The sequence below is a fragment of the Constantimarinum furrinae genome (genome assembly GCF_014295415.1).
GTDB classification, from domain to species: domain Bacteria; phylum Bacteroidota; class Bacteroidia; order Flavobacteriales; family Flavobacteriaceae; genus Constantimarinum; species Constantimarinum furrinae.
Window position 1 is genome coordinate 455141 of record NZ_CP052909.1, and the last position, 17497, is coordinate 472637.

The 17497-nt window shown below is 38.6% G+C and carries 21 protein-coding genes; 14 read left to right on the forward strand and 7 right to left on the reverse strand.

Going from position 1 to position 17497, the window contains the following annotated elements; all coding sequences use genetic code 11:
• Positions 1-119: 119 nt before the first annotated feature.
• From ALE3EI_RS02145 to ALE3EI_RS02170, 6 genes are all read right to left on the reverse strand, one after another.
• Entirely contained in the window at positions 120-920 is an 801-nt protein-coding gene (locus tag ALE3EI_RS02145) for a sulfite exporter TauE/SafE family protein (protein ID WP_186990378.1), read from the reverse strand.
• A gap of 60 nt (positions 921-980) precedes the next feature.
• Positions 981-1607: a Crp/Fnr family transcriptional regulator gene (locus tag ALE3EI_RS02150; protein WP_186990380.1), complete on the reverse strand. Its 627-nt coding sequence runs from the start codon at positions 1605-1607 to the stop codon at positions 981-983.
• A gap of 63 nt (positions 1608-1670) precedes the next feature.
• On the reverse strand, positions 1671-1958 hold the full coding sequence (locus ALE3EI_RS02155; RefSeq protein ID WP_186990382.1) for a DUF2188 domain-containing protein: 288 nt from the start codon (positions 1956-1958) through the stop codon (positions 1671-1673).
• A gap of 234 nt (positions 1959-2192) precedes the next feature.
• Positions 2193-3077: a dienelactone hydrolase family protein gene (locus ALE3EI_RS02160; protein ID WP_186990384.1), complete on the reverse strand. Its 885-nt coding sequence runs from the start codon at positions 3075-3077 to the stop codon at positions 2193-2195.
• A 56-nt stretch (positions 3078-3133) separates the two neighbouring features.
• Complete coding sequence (locus ALE3EI_RS02165; RefSeq protein ID WP_186990386.1) at positions 3134-3517, reverse strand: response regulator; 384 nt, start codon at positions 3515-3517, stop codon at positions 3134-3136.
• Positions 3518-3521: 4 nt separating this feature from the next.
• A complete protein-coding gene (locus ALE3EI_RS02170) occupies positions 3522-5858 on the reverse strand; it encodes a PAS domain-containing sensor histidine kinase (RefSeq protein ID WP_186990387.1) in 2337 nt (778 codons plus the stop codon).
• Positions 5859-6415: 557 nt separating this feature from the next.
• On the opposite strand from ALE3EI_RS02170, the gene ALE3EI_RS02175 reads away from it, so the two are divergent.
• Together ALE3EI_RS02175 and ALE3EI_RS02180 are read left to right on the forward strand one after the other, a co-directional pair.
• On the forward strand, positions 6416-6763 hold the full coding sequence (locus ALE3EI_RS02175; RefSeq protein WP_186990389.1) for a hypothetical protein: 348 nt from the start codon (positions 6416-6418) through the stop codon (positions 6761-6763).
• A gap of 12 nt (positions 6764-6775) precedes the next feature.
• Complete coding sequence (locus ALE3EI_RS02180; protein WP_186990391.1) at positions 6776-7111, forward strand: HNH endonuclease; 336 nt, start codon at positions 6776-6778, stop codon at positions 7109-7111.
• A gap of 9 nt (positions 7112-7120) precedes the next feature.
• Here the strand turns inward: ALE3EI_RS02180 and ALE3EI_RS02185 are convergent, their stop codons facing one another.
• Positions 7121-7855: a hypothetical protein gene (locus ALE3EI_RS02185; protein WP_186990392.1), complete on the reverse strand. Its 735-nt coding sequence runs from the start codon at positions 7853-7855 to the stop codon at positions 7121-7123.
• Positions 7856-8104: 249 nt separating this feature from the next.
• Between ALE3EI_RS02185 and ALE3EI_RS02190 the strand changes: the two genes are divergently transcribed.
• From ALE3EI_RS02190 to ALE3EI_RS02245, 12 genes are all read left to right on the forward strand, one after another.
• Positions 8105-8266, forward strand: coding sequence for a hypothetical protein (locus ALE3EI_RS02190; RefSeq protein ID WP_186990394.1), 162 nt, complete (start codon positions 8105-8107; stop codon positions 8264-8266).
• Between the two features lie 31 nt (positions 8267-8297).
• Complete coding sequence (locus tag ALE3EI_RS02195; RefSeq protein WP_186990395.1) at positions 8298-9929, forward strand: tetratricopeptide repeat-containing sensor histidine kinase; 1632 nt, start codon at positions 8298-8300, stop codon at positions 9927-9929.
• Position 9930: 1 nt separating this feature from the next.
• Positions 9931-10596, forward strand: a complete 666-nt coding sequence (locus ALE3EI_RS02200; RefSeq protein WP_186990397.1) for a response regulator transcription factor — start codon at positions 9931-9933, stop codon at positions 10594-10596.
• 64 nt (positions 10597-10660) lie between these two features.
• Complete coding sequence (locus ALE3EI_RS02205) at positions 10661-11380, forward strand: hypothetical protein (RefSeq protein WP_186990399.1); 720 nt, start codon at positions 10661-10663, stop codon at positions 11378-11380.
• A 152-nt stretch (positions 11381-11532) separates the two neighbouring features.
• Entirely contained in the window at positions 11533-11925 is a 393-nt protein-coding gene (locus tag ALE3EI_RS02210; RefSeq protein WP_186990402.1) for a tellurite resistance TerB family protein, read from the forward strand.
• Entirely contained in the window at positions 11915-13255 is a 1341-nt protein-coding gene (locus ALE3EI_RS02215; protein WP_186990403.1) for an MFS transporter, read from the forward strand. The genes ALE3EI_RS02210 and ALE3EI_RS02215 overlap by 11 nt, the downstream gene beginning before the upstream one ends.
• Before the next feature lie 11 nt (positions 13256-13266).
• Positions 13267-14175 (forward strand): hypothetical protein, encoded by a 909-nt coding sequence (locus ALE3EI_RS02220; protein WP_186990405.1) that lies wholly within the window; start codon positions 13267-13269, stop codon positions 14173-14175.
• Positions 14172-14678, forward strand: a complete 507-nt coding sequence (locus ALE3EI_RS02225; RefSeq protein WP_233279988.1) for a thermonuclease family protein — start codon at positions 14172-14174, stop codon at positions 14676-14678. The genes ALE3EI_RS02220 and ALE3EI_RS02225 overlap by 4 nt, the downstream gene beginning before the upstream one ends.
• Before the next feature lie 89 nt (positions 14679-14767).
• A complete protein-coding gene (locus ALE3EI_RS02230) occupies positions 14768-14989 on the forward strand; it encodes a hypothetical protein (RefSeq protein ID WP_186990407.1) in 222 nt (73 codons plus the stop codon).
• A 10-nt stretch (positions 14990-14999) separates the two neighbouring features.
• Positions 15000-15359 (forward strand): hypothetical protein, encoded by a 360-nt coding sequence (locus ALE3EI_RS02235; RefSeq protein WP_186990409.1) that lies wholly within the window; start codon positions 15000-15002, stop codon positions 15357-15359.
• Between the two features lie 55 nt (positions 15360-15414).
• Complete coding sequence (maoP, locus tag ALE3EI_RS02240; RefSeq protein ID WP_186990412.1) at positions 15415-15834, forward strand: DUF413 domain-containing protein; 420 nt, start codon at positions 15415-15417, stop codon at positions 15832-15834.
• Positions 15835-15911: 77 nt separating this feature from the next.
• The gene (locus ALE3EI_RS02245; protein ID WP_186990414.1) at positions 15912-17471 is read left to right on the forward strand and encodes a type I restriction-modification system subunit M; all 1560 of its coding nucleotides are present in this window, start codon (positions 15912-15914) and stop codon (positions 17469-17471) included.
• The last annotated feature ends 26 nt before the right edge of the window (positions 17472-17497 follow it).

Genomic DNA, 17497 nt, shown 5'->3' on the forward strand with positions numbered 1-17497 from the left:
TAACGAACTTTTGCAATCTGCTAACAATTTTTATGAATAGAGCGGTGGTTTAGTGGCCCTATTCTTTTCAGCATCCTGAACACCCTGCTGTTTTTTCCGGCATTCCACTTATACCTACATCAAGCGGATAGTTCTCTGTAAATAATATAGACCCCCATAATGAGTACGAACCAGCCAAATAATTTTTTAAGTTTTTTCCCGTCTATAAAACTATTGAGTCGGATACCAATAAAGATTCCCAAAACTGAAATTGCGGTAAATATTAGGAGAAAGACCCAATCAATATCAAGATTCTGTATATCGCCCAGGAATCCAATTAACGATTTTACAGCTATGATCAACAGTGAGGTTGCTACGGCTTTTTTCATGGGCAACTTCGCCAATAACACCAGGGCCGGAATTATTAAAAATCCGCCACCGGCTCCCACTATTCCGGTCACAACACCAACCACGAATCCTTCCACAACAATAAGTGGGTAATTATAAGTAATTCTCTCATCCGGCCGGGATTCTTTATTTTTATTCCGAATCATAGACACGGACGATAACAGCATGATCACCGCAAAGAATAGCATGATCGCCAAATTCTTTGTGACCATGAGATTTCCTAATTCGAACAGTTGATCGGGAATTGCCGGGATGAGGTAGGCTCTGGTGAGGTACACGGCTATAAAGGCCGGAATGGCAAAAATGATGGCCGTTTTAATATCCACCAATCCTTTCATCATATTCTTCACTGCCCCCACAAGTGAAGTAGCGCCTACCACAAATAATGAATATGCGGTAGCTACCACGGGATTGAGGGTGAGGGCATACACAAGTATGGGCACCGTTAAAATGGAACCTCCTCCACCTATGATCCCCAACACGATCCCAATAAAGAGTGATCCAACGTAACCTAGTACTTCAATAATTTCCATGCGGTTGTGTAACTATGTGACAAAAGTAATTGGTATACTTTACTTTTTGTGTAACCCAGGTTACAGAACTTCAATAAAACTTCGATGCAATTTAATTTTTTTGTTGTTTTCCATTTTCTTCAAAAGGCGAGAGACGACAACCCGGCTGCTGTGCAAATCGGAAGCAATTTGCTGATGCGTAACTTCAACATATTTACTATTGCTTATTTCCACCTTATCATTAATATAGCTTTCCAGTCTATCGTCCAAATTATTAAACGCTATTTTGTCTATGCTTTCCAGAAGTTCCTGTATGCGGGCATGGTAACTGGCAAAAACAAAGGTTCTCCAGGTCTTGAATTTTCCAGACCATTCTTCCATCTTCTGTATGGGTATCAATAACAAGGTAACGGGAGTTTCGGCCACGGCGCGAATTTCACTTTTTGTATTTCCCAAACAGCAACTCATCGTCATGGCACAGGTATCTCCTTTTTCCAGATGATATAACAAAAGTTCTCCGTCTTCTGCATCGGGACGTAAGATCTTTATAGTACCCGATATCACCAAAGGCATCGAATTTATATATTGTCCCGGTGTTAAAAGATCCTGTCCTTCCTTAACTTCTATAAAGGAAGCCACATGGGCGATTTCCTTTAACAATGCCGGTTCAAATTGTGTTCCAAAATCACTGTGCAGTTCCTTTAACATGACTCGTTGATATATTTTTTTCTAAAAATAGCTATTCTTTTTCTGAACTGTCCATTTAGAATCTTATGTTTCAGCATAGCTTATCCGGTCGCGGATGGTACCGTCTTCCCTGTGAATGATCACATCGGATTTCCTTTTTCGGGCAATGCTTTTGGCTTTTCGCAAGGCAGTACTTTGTTTTCTGTGTTTTGAAGTGATGCGTTTATTGCCTTCCCGGCGTACGGCCCAACCATCTTTATACGGCACCACATGCTGATGCCAGGTTCGGGGAGTTGCATTTTTCCGAGATCCTTCAAAAATAATCTTGATGATTTCCAACAGGGCTTTTAACCAGGATTTTCCTTGAGACATGGTATAGGGTAGTTTTTCGTGAAGATACTGAATTTGGTGAAAAAGGCTCTGAGAGAAGTAATCCGTGATTCGTGAATAATTTGGACACAGGTTACAATGGAAAATAGTTTATCAATTCTTTTTCCTTTCTTTTTTCCATTAATAATAAAAGGAACAAAAAATCTAGCCTTAAAGATTCTTGTTCACCCGATACGCCCTCCATTCCGAAGGAAAGAGTAAAAGTGATTTTGAAAATTATTCTAATTTTGCTCTAAAAAAATCCATGGTACGTTGCCAGGCCAGTTCGGCGGCTTCTTTATCGTAACGCGGGGTGGTGGTGTTGTGAAATCCGTGGTTGACATCGGGATAGGTATAGGCCACATAGTCCTTACTGTGTTTTTTTAATTCGGCTTCATAGTCGGGCCATCCGGCGTTTACCCGCTCGTCCAGACCCGCAAACTGCAGCATAAGCGGCGCATTTATCTTGTCGATATCGTCTTTGGGCTGACCCCCGTAAAAGGGAACTGCAGCAGCCAAAGTTGGCACTTTAACAGCCATCATATTGGAAATCCAGCCGCCGAAGCAAAAGCCTACCACACCTATCTTTCCGTTACAATCCTTATGCTCCTTCAAATAGTTATAGGCCGCAATAAAATCCTCCAGCATCTCGTCTCTATCGCGTTGTCGCTGCATCGTTCTACCGTCATCGTCATTTCCCGGATAACCTCCCAGCGGCGATAACGCATCAGGCGCTAAAGTGATAAACCCCTCCAGTGCTGCCCTTCGTGCCGTGTCTTCTATGTAGGGGTTGAGTCCGCGATTCTCGTGAACCACCACGATACCTCCCAGTTTTTCGGTAGAATTCTTTAGTTTAGACAACAGTCCTTTAATGGTTCCCCCTCCTTTGGGTGAATCGTAGGTTATATAATCGCTTTCCAGATCTGGATCGTTGGGTGATACCAACATGGTATCTGCATAATTGGGCATTAGGAAGCTCATTAATGAGGCCACGGTGATCCCACCTACGGCATAGAGCGATAGTTTTTCAATAAATTCACGACGCTGCATCTTGTTATGAGCGTAGTCGTCGTAGAGGTCGAATACCTCTTGCTTGATCTGATCTTTTTGTAGTTTCTTCATATCGACTGGATTTTCAGAATAACACTAATAGTATGCCCCGGAATGATGTTTTCTGCTTAGGCGAGTCCTTGTGAGGATAGTCCTTCAGAAATAACAGCAATTAGCTCATTCATCTCGAACGGTTTTCCAATAAAATAATCGGCACCGGCACCTATGCATTCCAATTTTCCGGCTGGGTGTGCAGACATCATTACAATAGGAATGCGTCTTGTGGCCGGTGTGGATTTTATAAGCTTGCATGCGTCGCAACCGTTGGCTCCGGAAAGCAGCATGTCCATTAGGATAAGGTTAGGATTCATTTGCTGCAGATCGGAAATAATATTGTTTACATTATCCCGTCCCGAAATTTGCCAGCCTTTTATTTCGAGCATTAATTGTAATAGTGATAAAATGTTTTCAGAATCTTCAATGATAAGAATATGCGCAGTACTTTTTTTCATATTGTCAGGTTTTAGGTTGTTGAAGGGGGAGTGTAAAATAAAAGTCGGAACCTTCACCCTTGGTACTGTTTACGCCAATAGTTCCGTTGTGCTTTTTAATAATATCTGAAGTTATGTAAAGTCCGATTCCAAAACCCGGGAAAGTGGTTTCGTCCTTGCCTTCTTCCCTGAAAAACCTGTTAAAGATCTTCTTCTGGTTTTCCTTATTGATGCCGATACCATAATCGCGGACGTTCACTTTTACCTTTTTGGCAGTAAAGGCAGATTCAATTTCGATCCTTCGCGATCTGGGAGAATATTTTACAGCGTTGTTAAGTAAGTTAATAAGCACCTGCCCAATGCGTTCCCGGTCTGCAAAAACGTTTTTCCCTTTTCCCTCCGAAAATTTGATCTCGAATTCAGGGTTGATAAGAGTGATTTCCTGTACAATATTTTTAATCAGTTCGTTGAGATCGAATATTTCCATATTGAGTTCCAGACCGCCGGTTTTCATTTTAGAAAGATCCAGCAAGTCTGAAATGAGACTGGTAAGCACCCGTATTTGTTTGTCTATGATCTCCAGAGAATTCTTCAGCAGCTCATCTTCACTCTCCTCATATCTGGCTTTAAGGACTTGGGTATAGCCTTTAATGGAGGTCACAGGCGTTTTTAATTCGTGGCTGGCCATACCGATAAACAGATCCTTTTGATGCTCCTGCATTTTAATATCGTGTATATCCATGGCAGCATTGATATAACCTTCAAAGTGTCCGTCTTCGGTAAAGCGGGGAACGCCAATTTCGGAGATCCATCGATAATTTCCATCAAAACGCCGCACCCGGTACTCGACGCGGTATTCTTCTTTTCTGGCAAAGGCCGGCGTGCATATAAAATTATACGCATCCTCATCTTCGGGATGCATATTCTTTAGGGTATCGCTTCCCAGATATTGTTTTAGACTGGTGCCAATAAAATCGATCCACAGCTTGTTCACAAAGCGTATCTTCCCTTCATCATCGGTCATCATAATTAAAACCGGCGCGTGATCTGCCACCTTGCGAAAGCGCTTTTCGCTTTCTTCAACTTTGCTAAACGCCTCGCGCAACTGGGCTTCGGCATGTTTGTGCTCTTCGATATTAGGGCTGGTGGTTGCAAGGCCCGAGATCTTATTCGTTTTTTCATCCCGAATGGAAATACCGTTCCATTGCAGCCAGAAAGGCTCTCCTGTTTTTTCATTCAAAAAGCGCATTTCCTGAGAAAAGTAGTCCTGTTTTAGGAGTTTCTTGATTAGTTTTTTTGCCTTCGGAAGGTCCTCGGGATACACACATTCTTCTATTTTTCTATTTTTATAATCGTCCCATCCCAGCATTTTCATAGCTGCGGGATTGAGGTATTTTACATAGTTATCGGGTGATGCCATGCCTATAAACTCATTACTTTGCGCTACTATGGTGCTTAGGAGTTTGTTTTCCTTTTCGGCCAGCACCTGATCGGTTACATCCTGAAGGATCCCGTTAAAGCGGTACACTTCCTTGTTCTCGTTAAACCACGATCTGCCAATGGCCCGTATGGTTCTTTTTTCATCAGAATCCAGACGAATTATTTTATAGGTAATGTCGTATTCGCCGCCGGATTCGTATTGCATGGACCATTCGATCGCCTTGCGCACCCTATCCCTGTCGGGTTCGTCCACCATTTGGTAGGCGATATTGGGATCCACATCGGGACCCGGAAGATTAAACCATTGCTGTAGGCGTTTGTTGGCTCTAAACACATTGGTTTGTGGCTGATAATCCCAGGTGCCCAGCTTTGCCGCTTCCACGGCAAAATGCAACTGATCCTTGCTGTCTTCCAATTTTTGTTTAGAGAGGATATTCTGGGTGGTTTCTATGCAAGTGACCCATACTCCGGCCACGGTATTCGTCTCATCAGAAATGGGGCTATAACTAAAGGTCCAGTATACATTTTCAATGGCACCATTGCGATAAATGGGAATAAGCTGGTCTTCGCTCCAGGTGGCTTCACCATCAGTCAAGACTTGATCGATTAGCGGTTTTATGATATGCCAGATCTCCCCCCAGTAGTCTTCCCCCTTTTCTCCCAGCATGGCGGGGTGTTTCCCGTCCTTTCCCAAACTGGGTCGGAAGGCATCGTTATAAAAGCAAATTAGATCGGGCCCCCAAAATAGAAACTTAGGGAATTTGGAGTGCAGTAAGATGCTAAGTGCGGTTTTAAGGCTTTGCGGCCAGTCGTCTATGGGCCCCACGAGGGTATTAGCCCAGTTTTTGGCACGAATAAGTTCGCCCATTTCCCCTCCTTTTTTAAGAAAGGGGTATTGGCCACCTACTTTGGTATGATTCATACGGGCATTCCCCATATTACGGTTGGTATTAGCCTACTAAAGATAGGGATAAAAAATTATATTTTGTGTAGGGAGTGAAATTGAAAGTATTGGGAATGCTTGAAGCGATTTCTAAATTTCTTAACGGGGTAAAAAAAAATTAAATCTTAAAACAATTCTTCAATATTTAAACTATTAAATATAGGCCTTAAAATACTATTGTAACTTATTGCAAAGGTGCTTGTAAATCATATATTCCCTAATGTCATCTAAAGTTTTTTCCCTTTTTAAAGGATGAGTTTCTGGCGTACTGTAAAGCTCTAATTCGTTCTTTTTTACTTTATAGTGCAGCACATGTAGGTTTCCAATATCTTCAAATTAGGAATCCCAATCACCTTCTCTATATAAAGAAAAATGGCAGTTTTAAACAAAAGAAAAAATAATTTTAGGGATGCGGGAATCCGTAATTCGGTCAGAATAAATCTTCTTATTTTGTATATAAATCTTTGAATATGCCTAAAAAGTTTCTTTTATTTTTTATACCCCTATTCCTTAGTCCTTTTATTATATCGGCCCAAATGAACATTTCTACTGATCTTAGAAAAGATGGGATTTGGGATGATGTGAGTGAAGAATGGTCACTAATCTCAGAAAACAATGAGGAATTAACTTTCTTCGTATTCAATACTGATTTAACTATGTTTAAGCATACAACTTCTTCGGTAACTTCTGCCTATCTAATTAAATCTCAAGAAAAAGACGAAGAAAATGATCAATTTGAATTATCTATAGTAAGCGATGTAGGAAATAAATATATTATGATTATTGATTTTAAGAATGATAATTTAAGATTTATATATGATAATGATGGCGAGTCAAGAATGGTTTGGCACAGAATAAAGAGCGTATGGTTCGAGGATGAATAATTGTTTAGCTGGATGAAGAAAAAAACATACATTGACGAAAGAGGATATCGCAGGTATTCTGGCAGTGAAAAGCTAGTACATAGACATCAAGCCGAAAAAATGTTAGGCCGAAAACTCCGAAAAAGTGAGGTGGTACATCATAAGGATCGAAATAAGTTAAATAATAATCCAAATAATTTATGGGTTTTCCCTAACCAAGCAGCCCATGATAGAGTGCATAAAATTGATGCTCGAAGACACGGTAAAAAGATTAGTTATAAAGGATTTGATCAGAAAGAAGAAAGCGGTTGCTTAATAACTATTTGTTTATTAATTGGAATTTTAGGTGTGACTTTTCTTCTTATTTAAGACTAAAATTTACTCACATACCTTACCATACTTCTCTACCATACCTTCAGTTGCTTCTTTTAAAGTTTTTCCATTTACCGGATGTAAACCATGATATGTAAAAAATGTCACAACATTATCGGTTTTATCGTACCATAGAATTTGCTGACCGTCTTTTTTAAATGGTGCGTTTTTACATACCTCAACCAATCTCATTTTCTCAAGCGTATTCGGTTCGCATTCACGTTCTAATTTTTTTCCACTGCAATCCGTTTCTTCCCAATGATCTTCTATCCAGAGCATACAACACTCATCACCGGTACCAAAAAAATTCCAGGACACGGAAACTCCTAAGGCAATAATCAAAAACCATAATAAATACTTTTTAATTATACTACCCTGAGTGCCTTGATTTTGAAAATCTCGAAAATTACGGTATCCCAAATATCTAGCTAAAGAATCTCTTATTTCAAATGCTATTGTAATATCATTTCCCGCCCCAAAATTTTTTAAATAATTTGTAATTGACTTACTGGAAATTGAAATATCTGTTCTCCCCGAGACATGCTCGGCAACTCCATTCTTGCTATCTGGAGCACCTTCTTTCAGTGCTTTCATTTTAACAGCTTGGATTAGTTCTCTTTCCATAAATAATTCATTATAAGACCGTTGAAAATTACAATTTCTTTTTGGAAAGTGATTGGAAAATAAGTTTCCAAAAGCTTTCCAACTACTTTCCAACTGATCTTTAAAAAGCTTTCTCATATTTGTCTTCGTATTGCTGAACGCCCTATCGTAAAAGGGAATACGACTTTCAGTTTTACATAAACGGAGCTGCAAAGTAGAGTGGCTAGACCATTTTGAGAAGTAATCGAATCACTTTACTTCTGCACTCCACACTTCTCAAACCGAAGCGTGCACGCTTCAAAATTTCACGGTGTTGCCCGGCAACTCAATTGAACCGAACTCAACCTCGGTGGGCCACTCCTATGTTCAATTTCAAATTTTAGAAACATGCATAAAATCAAATATATTTTTTCGTTTATACTGTTATTTGCAGCTCTGGCTTCTTGTTCTCCGGAACGATTAGCCGGCACCAATGATGCGTACGGGTGTTGCTCTGATGATGAGCCTTATCCGCCGCCACCTCCTCCACCGCCACCAGGAGGAGATTAATTATTAAGTTAAATGTTAGTACTTTAGAGGAATGAAGACCATATTGTTTTTATTCCTCTTTTGTATTTCAGGTTTGTTGACTTTCGGTCAAGAAGAATCGGACAGTCTTTCTTATTATTATTATAGCATTGTAAGACCAAATGAAAAATCTAATACCCCTGCCGCAATTCGTTTTTTCAGAAAACGTAAGTACAATAGTCTTAAAAATAATGATACACTTAATGCGATTTATGCAAGCCGAATGATTGCACAAGGTGTTTATTTTGAAGGCCATGTGTATGAAAGTGAGCAAGAAGCAGTTACTGGTCTACAATTGATAGGAGATAAGGAAGGAGAAATATATGATGAACACAGACTGGGGTTTTTTACGCAGCTGGGTATGGTGTATCGAAATATAAGGGATTTCAAACAAGCTATTACTATTTATGACCAAGCTTTGGCTTTAAAACCAAATCCTGATGCACATGTTATATTATTAAATAATAAAGCAAATGCCTATAAATCATTAGAGGAATTTAATAAGGCTGAGGAAATACTTTTAACAGGATTAGAGATTGTTGAGAAGATGCAAGATACCATCAAACAAGCACTCCTTTTAGATAATTTGGGAGAAGTTCAGCATCGTCTTAAAGATCCTAAAGCGCTTAATACATTACATAAAGCCCTGCGACTTCGCTTGAATTTTAAAAATCTAAAGCATCGATTCACCTCTTATATGAGTTTAGCAGATTTTTATTTAGCTACAAACTCTGACTCTTCTAACTATTATATCCAAAAGGCATTATCTACAGCCAAATCTCTTAAAAATAGTGCTTATAAGCACGAGGCATTCAATCTTTTATTGAAGGATCATGTCGATCCTGATGTTCGGGAATTTATGGCTTTGACTGATAGTATTAATACTGCTGCCCAACTTGAAGATAACAAATATGCTTATCGGAAATGGAATGTTGCCGAAGCAAAAAAGAGACAAGAGTTAGCAGAAATAGGAAGAGAATCAGAAAAAGGTAAACGTATCTTATATCAATGGATCGGACTCTTAGTGGTTGTTATAGCCATTCTTCTATTTTTCCTCTTCAGAATAAAACATAAGCGTGATCGAATAAGACAGGTGTATGAGACCGAAACACGAATTTCTAAAAAAGTACATGATGAAGTGGCGAATGACATCTACCATCTAATGAACAACCTACAACAGCAAAAAGATGTAGACGCGCGTACTGTAGATTCGCTTGACAGCCTTTATAATAAGACGCGAGATATTTCAAAAGAGATCAGCTCTATATCCCTAGACAAAGAATTTGACCTTGAACTAACGGATATGTTGGAAAGCTTTCAGAATGATGAAGTTAATATTATCACCCGAAATTTATCTTCCATTACGTGGTCTGATTTCAGCAAGGAAAAAAAACTGACCATCTACCGTGTATTACAGGAACTGTTGACCAATATGAAAAAGCATAGTAATGCCAGTCTGGTAGCTTTACAATTTGAACAAAAAGGAAAAAAATGTAGAATCGAATATACCGATAACGGTAAGGGAACAGTCCTTGAAAAAGGAAATGGTATACGGAATACGGAAAACCGTATGGATTCCATAAACGGGTCTATTAGTTTTGAATCTAGTCCGGGAAAAGGGTTCAAAGCGATAATAGCGATTTAGTATGTATAAAAAGGTTCTCATTTCAGATGATCTGGATTCTATCAATCATGGAGTTGTTTCCGTTACCAATTCATTGGGAATAGCTGATGCCCATCAAGTACAATACTGCGATGATGCCTATTTGAAAATAAAAAAAGGCGTCCAAGACGAAGATCCATTTGAACTGTTAATTACCGATCTGTCCTATAAATCGGATCATAGAGCCCAAAAAATAAGTTCTGGTGAAGCACTCATTCAAGTGCTGCATAAAGAGTTCCCTGAACTTCATATCATTGTGTATTCTATCGAAGACAGAAATCAAAAAGTTCGACATCTAATGAACAGTTACAATGTTGCGGGATTCGTGTGTAAAGGCAGACAAGGAATGGTTGAATTGGAAAAAGCTATAAAAACTACTGCAGAAGGTGGGCGGTATTTATCACCTCAAATTCAGAATGCCTTGCGTAGTTCTGAAACTATGGAGATCGATGATTATGACATTGAGCTTTTGCGTTTACTTAGTCAGGGAAAATCTCAGGATGAGATAAGTACACATTTTAAGGAATGGGAGATCTCTCCCAGCAGTTTAAGTTCTATAGAAAAGCGGTTAAATAAATTGCGCATCGAACTGCAGGCCAAGAACGCGATTCAATTGGTAGCGGTCGCTAAGGATCTGGGGATCATTTAAGCATTAAATTTTTCGAATTCTATTTTTGTAAATCACTATTTAATAATAAGCTAACTCTAACCAAATGAAGAAAATTATTCTACTAGGTACTATCTGTCTCTTACTATTTCAAAATTCAATTGCTCAGGACAAGGGCTCGGGTCTTGTTGCCGCAGCTGTGGGTCTGGCCGCAATAGGTGGGGCTATTGTTGCTGTTGAGCAAATGAAAGAACAAGCTGAGCTAAAAGCAACTGAATATGTGCTGAACACACATCCCGACATGAATAGTTTTTCATTAAAGACCCTCGATTTTGATGGAAAAAAATCTAAGGATATGGCAAATGCCACATTGATCACCTACAAAATTCAGGAATTTTCCTTGGCTGAAAAACCGGAACTGGATGGGAAAAAATTCGTCCTCTTCGGATTTACAAGTTATGGTTGGGTTAACGAATACGGAGTCGATTTTTCAAAAGTCCGTTGGATGATGATCGACGATAGAGAATGGCTTAACATGATGGTAGCATATGTAAAAACAGCCTCTTCAGAACGCAATGATTCGAATATTGAAGGAACATTAAAATCAGGTAAGATCGTAAATAGAGGTGTAAAAGGGGGGTCAGGAATTGCGATTCCGTTTTACAAGATGGATGGTGATATGTATACGGTTCGAGACTACAATGATATGATGCGCTTGGTGTATAACGAACGTTCATTAGGCATCTACTTGAAAGAAACATCCAATTTAATTCAAATAGGAAGAGATGATATAATCAAGATCCATGAGTTCTTTTTTGAGGAATAACAATTAATAAAAATAGCAAGATGATTCCACTGGATCATCCGGGAAGAGACAGACGTGCCTTAATAGGCGCGTCTGTTTTGTTTATAGGTTACGGATTTCCGTAAGGAATTGAGAATTAGAGGGTGTAGGTTTGAGTAATTACTCTAGGACATATGGATAAATCTAGAATTAGAGCGCTACTAATTACCGCATATTCAGATGGCTTCTTTGATAGTCGGGAACTTTATATAATTAATGAGCGAGCGAAGGACCTAGGGCTTTCTGGTGAGGATATTCTTGAACTAATTAGAAACCCGGCACCCCAATTAATTATTTATCCAGTAACCGTCGAAGAACGAATACATTTTCTATACGACTTAATGCGTGTTATCCTCGCCGACGGGAAAGTAGATGAAAATGAGGAGCAAATCTTTTATAAATATTTGAAGGAATTAAATTTCGACTCTACTCTATACGATGACCTATATATTTCTATGATAAAGTCAGTCAAAGCACAAGAGGATTTAGAAACATATTTTAAAAAATACTTTGAAGATGAAATTTAATAGGAGTCAATTACTAAATTCAGATTCAAAACCCTCTATAGACAATAGTATTGTTGCCAAATTTGTTGCATCCTTTACAAAATTTGGCAGGGATTCCTCTGAGGAATGTAAAGCATCTTCAGAAATGTATACCATACATTTAAGACAAATTGAAAGTGGACATATTGTCAAAAAAGAAGAAGACACTCAAGAACAACGTAATGATATTTCTGAAAAAGAACAAAAAATTGATCGCATTCAAAATGAAATAAATGATAAAACTGCAGAAATAAAACAAATTAAAGAGGAGAAGGTTAGAGATAAAGACGTGGAGATTATCAATTTAAAGAAAGAACGCGATGATCTTGCTGCTCAGGATCCACGAGATGTAATTGATACCGGCCCCAAATTTAAACCTTGGCTTTTTTATACCGGTGTTTTTATTTCAACGCTATTAATCCTATTCATATATTATTTTTATGTTAATCTCGGCTATGTATTATTCGACCTACCAGTTGTATTTTCACCTGACATTGCTTTTACTTGTAATCCAGAAGTTTTGAATTCATTGGACCAGCTAAATGGAAACGGGGGGTGCAAAGTCGCTATTAGTATTGGACCATTATTGTTGCCGATTTTATTTCTTGCCATAGCCATATTAATCCATTTTAAATTAGAAAACCTAATTTATGAAGAAGGAAAAAAATATAAAGCCTGGATTGGTATTTTCTTTTTTCTTGTTTTGGTATTAGGTTTGGATATTATTCTGGCTATTAAATTCGAGGAGCGATTATTTAATTGGAAAGGTGTTGGCGGTGTCTTTGGAGATCAATTTCCAACAGGATTACTTGAACAACTAAAATATAGTTATAAAGAGCCGGCTTTCCTTTTAATTCTAGGCTTGGGTTTTGTTGGATATATTATCTGGAGTTTTATAACGCATGAAACAAGTAAAGAATACGAAAAGAAAGATCCTGAAAATCGATGGCGTAGAAAATTGAGAAGATTTGAAAAACAAATTGACAGAGTTCAAGGAGAAAAAAGTTATCTTCTGAAAAAAGCAAATCATTTATTACCTGACGAAATTAGAGAGCTTGAAAAAGAAATCGGCAGCATTAAACAATCGATTAGACTCATACGCATTGGCGGAAAGGATAAATTAAGAAACGCGTTAATTCAATTTACAATTGGGTGGAATCAATATATTCAATTCAAATATGGTGATTCAAGTGCATCAGAAAAAATAATCATTGTAAAAAATGAGCTTAATTCATTTATAAGTTCTTCCTCTACATTACGGGACATCGACCAAGTTAAAAATGAAGAAATCACCACAATGTCTCTCAATTAAACTAAATAAATATGAAAAAAACACTTCTTTTTCTTTTACTTTTTTCTAATTTAACCATTCGTGGCTTCGGACAAACTCCAACTCCGTCCAATTATATTATTTTCTTTGATTTTTCATCTAGAATTGAAAATCCTTATCAACCTCAAAAGGATAAAGAATTGATAAAACACCTAGTAACTAATTTTCGACAAAAAGTGGAAGGCCTGTATAAGAGTGGGTATATTTATTCTGAAGATAAACTCAACATTCTTTTTTATCCAGATTTGGATGATGAGAATATTTTGTCCTTAACAAGTTCTATGAGTATTGATTTTGGCAGCAGAGATTTTAAGACAAGACTTAATTACTTTATAAATCAATTTCCTAAGCAGGGAACTCCAAAAATACTAACAACATTTGATAAAATTTATGACATCGCATTAAAACAAAACCCAAATTATTTTGGTTCAAACATTTACGATTTTTTTAGTTATAGTATAGATTATTATCTAAAAGAAAACTATAATAACCATATAATTATTTTCACAGACGGATATATGTATATGGCAGGGGAAAACCCCGAAAGAGTTGGGAATACGCTTGGACATATAGAGGGCTCAATTTTAGACCCTTTAAGATCTAGTGCAAATTGGCAAAAAGAATTTAAATTAGGTGAATGGAAAATAGTTAGTTCTGGTAATAAATTAAAAAATAAGACAACTGTCACTCTTTTGGAGGTAACTCCAGATTGCATACAAAACTCATCGACACCGAGAACTAGACTTCGACCATTAAAACAATGCCCTAACGAGTTTAAAATACTCGAAAGATTATGGACAAATTGGTTTTTAGATATGGGCGTTGAAAATAATGATATTCAAATAATTAGAACATCAAATGATCTAAATGGAATTAAATCAGCCCTAAACCATTTATTTTGACACAAAACGTTATAATTCTATATAGAATTACTGGCCTATTCATTTTTTTTCTGTCTATATTCATTTCTATTGGTTGTCACTCTCAAACCCTTTCGGGCAAAGCCGTCTCCATCACAGACGGCGACACCTTTAAACTACTCACAACAGATTCCTCATTAGTCAGGGTTCGCCTGGCAAGCATCGATTGCCCCGAGCGGAAGCAACCTTTTTCGCAACGAGCGAAGCAATTTACATTGGACGCTATTGCGGGTAAACAGGTAACTGTAGAACAGCAGAGCACCGACAGAAACGGCAGGATCATAGGCATTATATACTATGACAATGGCTTGATCTTAAATGAGGAACTGCTAAAAGCGGGTCTGGCATGGCACTATCTAAAATATTCTTCGGATGTAGCCCTCCAATCCCTGCAGGACACTGCAAAACGCGAGCAACTGGGGCTATGGGCAGATGCACATGCCATTCCACCTTGGGAATGGCGGAAAAACAGAAGGAAAGGGTGATCACCTAAGATCAATGCTGATTACGGGTTTCCGTAATTTTTTTTAATAAAATTTTATACCTTTAAGCTTCCCCGTTAATATGAGACAGCATGAAGCTCCCAACAATCGGCCTATTGGTCATGGTCTTTTTGGCCACTTCTTCGTTCAGTAGCTCCTTGACCGATGTCTATATCTGCAAGGGAAAATACAGCAAGAAATATCATTACAAGAAAAACTGCCGGGGTCTCTCTAACTGCTCAACAGATATCTATAAAGTTACTCTATCGGAAGCGAAAAAAATTGGGAGGTCACTTTGTGGATGGGAGGATTAACTATAAACACATGAAAATATATCTAATCTTAGTATTTGTCATTATAATTTCTATTTCAAATGGGGTAATTGCTCAGAAAATTAGTTGTCAAGAACTATTTAGAATAGTAACAGAAAATTACGACTCCAAAAATACCGCGACTTGTTATGGTTCTTCAATGCTGGTTAAAGCAAATTATTATCGTCTGGAAGGGATGGGGTTTGTAGTTGCTTATATAAAAAGCAGTGATTACGATTTCAAGGGTAAACCTTATATATTTTGTGGAATATCAACACAGCGATGGAATACTTTCAAAAACAACGGGATGTTAGGATCATGGGGTGAATCTTTTCATGAGTATATTCGGGATTTCACTTGTGATTGTTATTAGAATTTAATGGTTTAACAATAAAACCGAACAAACAATTGTAATATTAGTAACAGAAATGTCTCAAACCCCATCAAAAAAACAACATCTTAATTACATAAAAAAGTGCGGTCCTTTTAAAATTGACTGTAACCGAATCATCTTTTCAAATGAAGAAATTGAGATTCTCGAAAAATACGGTCATTGGTTCACAGCCCTAGAAGATGGAACACTGAAACCACTAAGTGAACGCCAAAAATTATTTATTGACGTGGCAAAGGGACTTAAAAAGCCCGTTTCTTCAGAAGAAACGGCATGGTTTAAATATACACGGCGTAGACAAATAGAAAAGGAAAGTGGAAATAGTCTGTACAATACACCGGTACTTGAAAACAACGAGTTCTACAGCCGCCAAGATTATTTAAAACAAAAACAAATAATGCAAAAAACTAATTGGGAGAATAGCGGCAAAGCAGTGCAATTAAAATTTTTGAAATAAGTGTTCCATCTACGCGGTTTCCCGTATTGCCAATGCCTTACGTTTCTACTATATTTACAAAAACACCTAGCTTCCCTATGACCGAACAAACCCAGCAATTACAAACCCAACTCTGGAACATCGCTAATACCCTGAGAGGCAAGATGGATGCCGACGATTTTCGGGACTATATCCTGGGGTTTATCTTCTATAAATATCTTAGCCGCAAGATGAATCTCTATGCGGATAAGATCTTAGAGCCTGACGGATTTACCTACAAAAACATTCAAGCTCATCCAAAAAGCAGTGAATACCTCAGCGCAATTCGTGATGAAGCCTTAGACAAATTGGGCTACTTTCTGCATCCGGATGAACTTTTTAGTGAATTGGCTCGCCGCGGCAATGCGGGAGGCAAAAATAAATTCATTCTCGACGACCTCGCCAAGGTGCTTACCAATATTGAACAAAGCACCATGGGTTCCGAAAGCGAAGATGACTTTGGTAACCTTTTTGAAGATCTGGATCTTACCAGCAGCAAACTGGGGAAGTCTGAAAACCAGAAAAACGAACTTATCGTAAAAGTGCTGTCGCATCTGGAGGAAATCGATTTCGACCTTGAAAATACCGAGAGCGACCTGCTAGGTGATGCATACGAATACCTTATCGGACAGTTTGCCAGTGGTGCCGGCAAGAAAGCCGGGGAGTTCTATACCCCTCAACAAGTTTCTAAAGTGTTGGCGCAACTGGTCACCACCGGCAAGGAAAAACTTAAAAGCGTGTACGATCCCACCTGCGGTTCCGGCTCCTTGCTTTTACGGGTTGCAAGAGAGGTAAAGGAAGTAGGAGCGTTTTACGGGCAGGAGATGAACCCAACTACCTACAACCTCTGCCGTATGAACATGATTATGCACGATGTGCATTACAAGCGGTTCGACGTAAAGAATGAAGACACTTTAACCCATCCGCAGCATGCCGATATGCGTTTTGAGGCTATAGTTGCCAATCCGCCCTTCTCTGCCAAATGGAGTGCGAGCCCGCTTTTTATGAGTGACGACCGCTTCTCGGCCTACGGCAAACTGGCACCAAAGAGTAAAGCCGACTTCGCCTTTGTACAGCACATGATTTACCAGCTGGAGGATAACGGTACCATGGCCTGTGTATTGCCACACGGCGTATTGTTTAGAGGAGCTGCCGAAGGACATATCCGTAAATACCTTATTAAAGAAAAAAACTATCTGGATGCGGTGATTGGGTTACCGGCCAATATCTTTTATGGTACAAGCATACTTACCTGTATTTTAGTTTTGAAGAAAAAGCGGGAGCATACTAAGGACGTCCTGTTTATAGACGCCAGCCAGCAGTTTGAAAAGGTAAAAACCCAGAACATACTGCGGGATGAAGACATTGAGAAGATTATAAGTACCTATCGCAACCGAACAACAGAGGATAAGTTTAGTTATGTGGCACCATTAAGCGAGATTGCCGAAAACGACTACAACCTGAACATCCCGCGTTATGTGGATACTTTTGAAGAAGAAGAACCGGTAGATCTGGCAGCGGTTTCCAAAGAGTTAAAAGCTTTGGAAAAAGAGATAAAAGAAACCGACGCTACCATAGCCGACTATTGTAACCAACTGGGCATAGATACGCCTTTTTAATAAAAATGTCACTTCGCATGATTCCG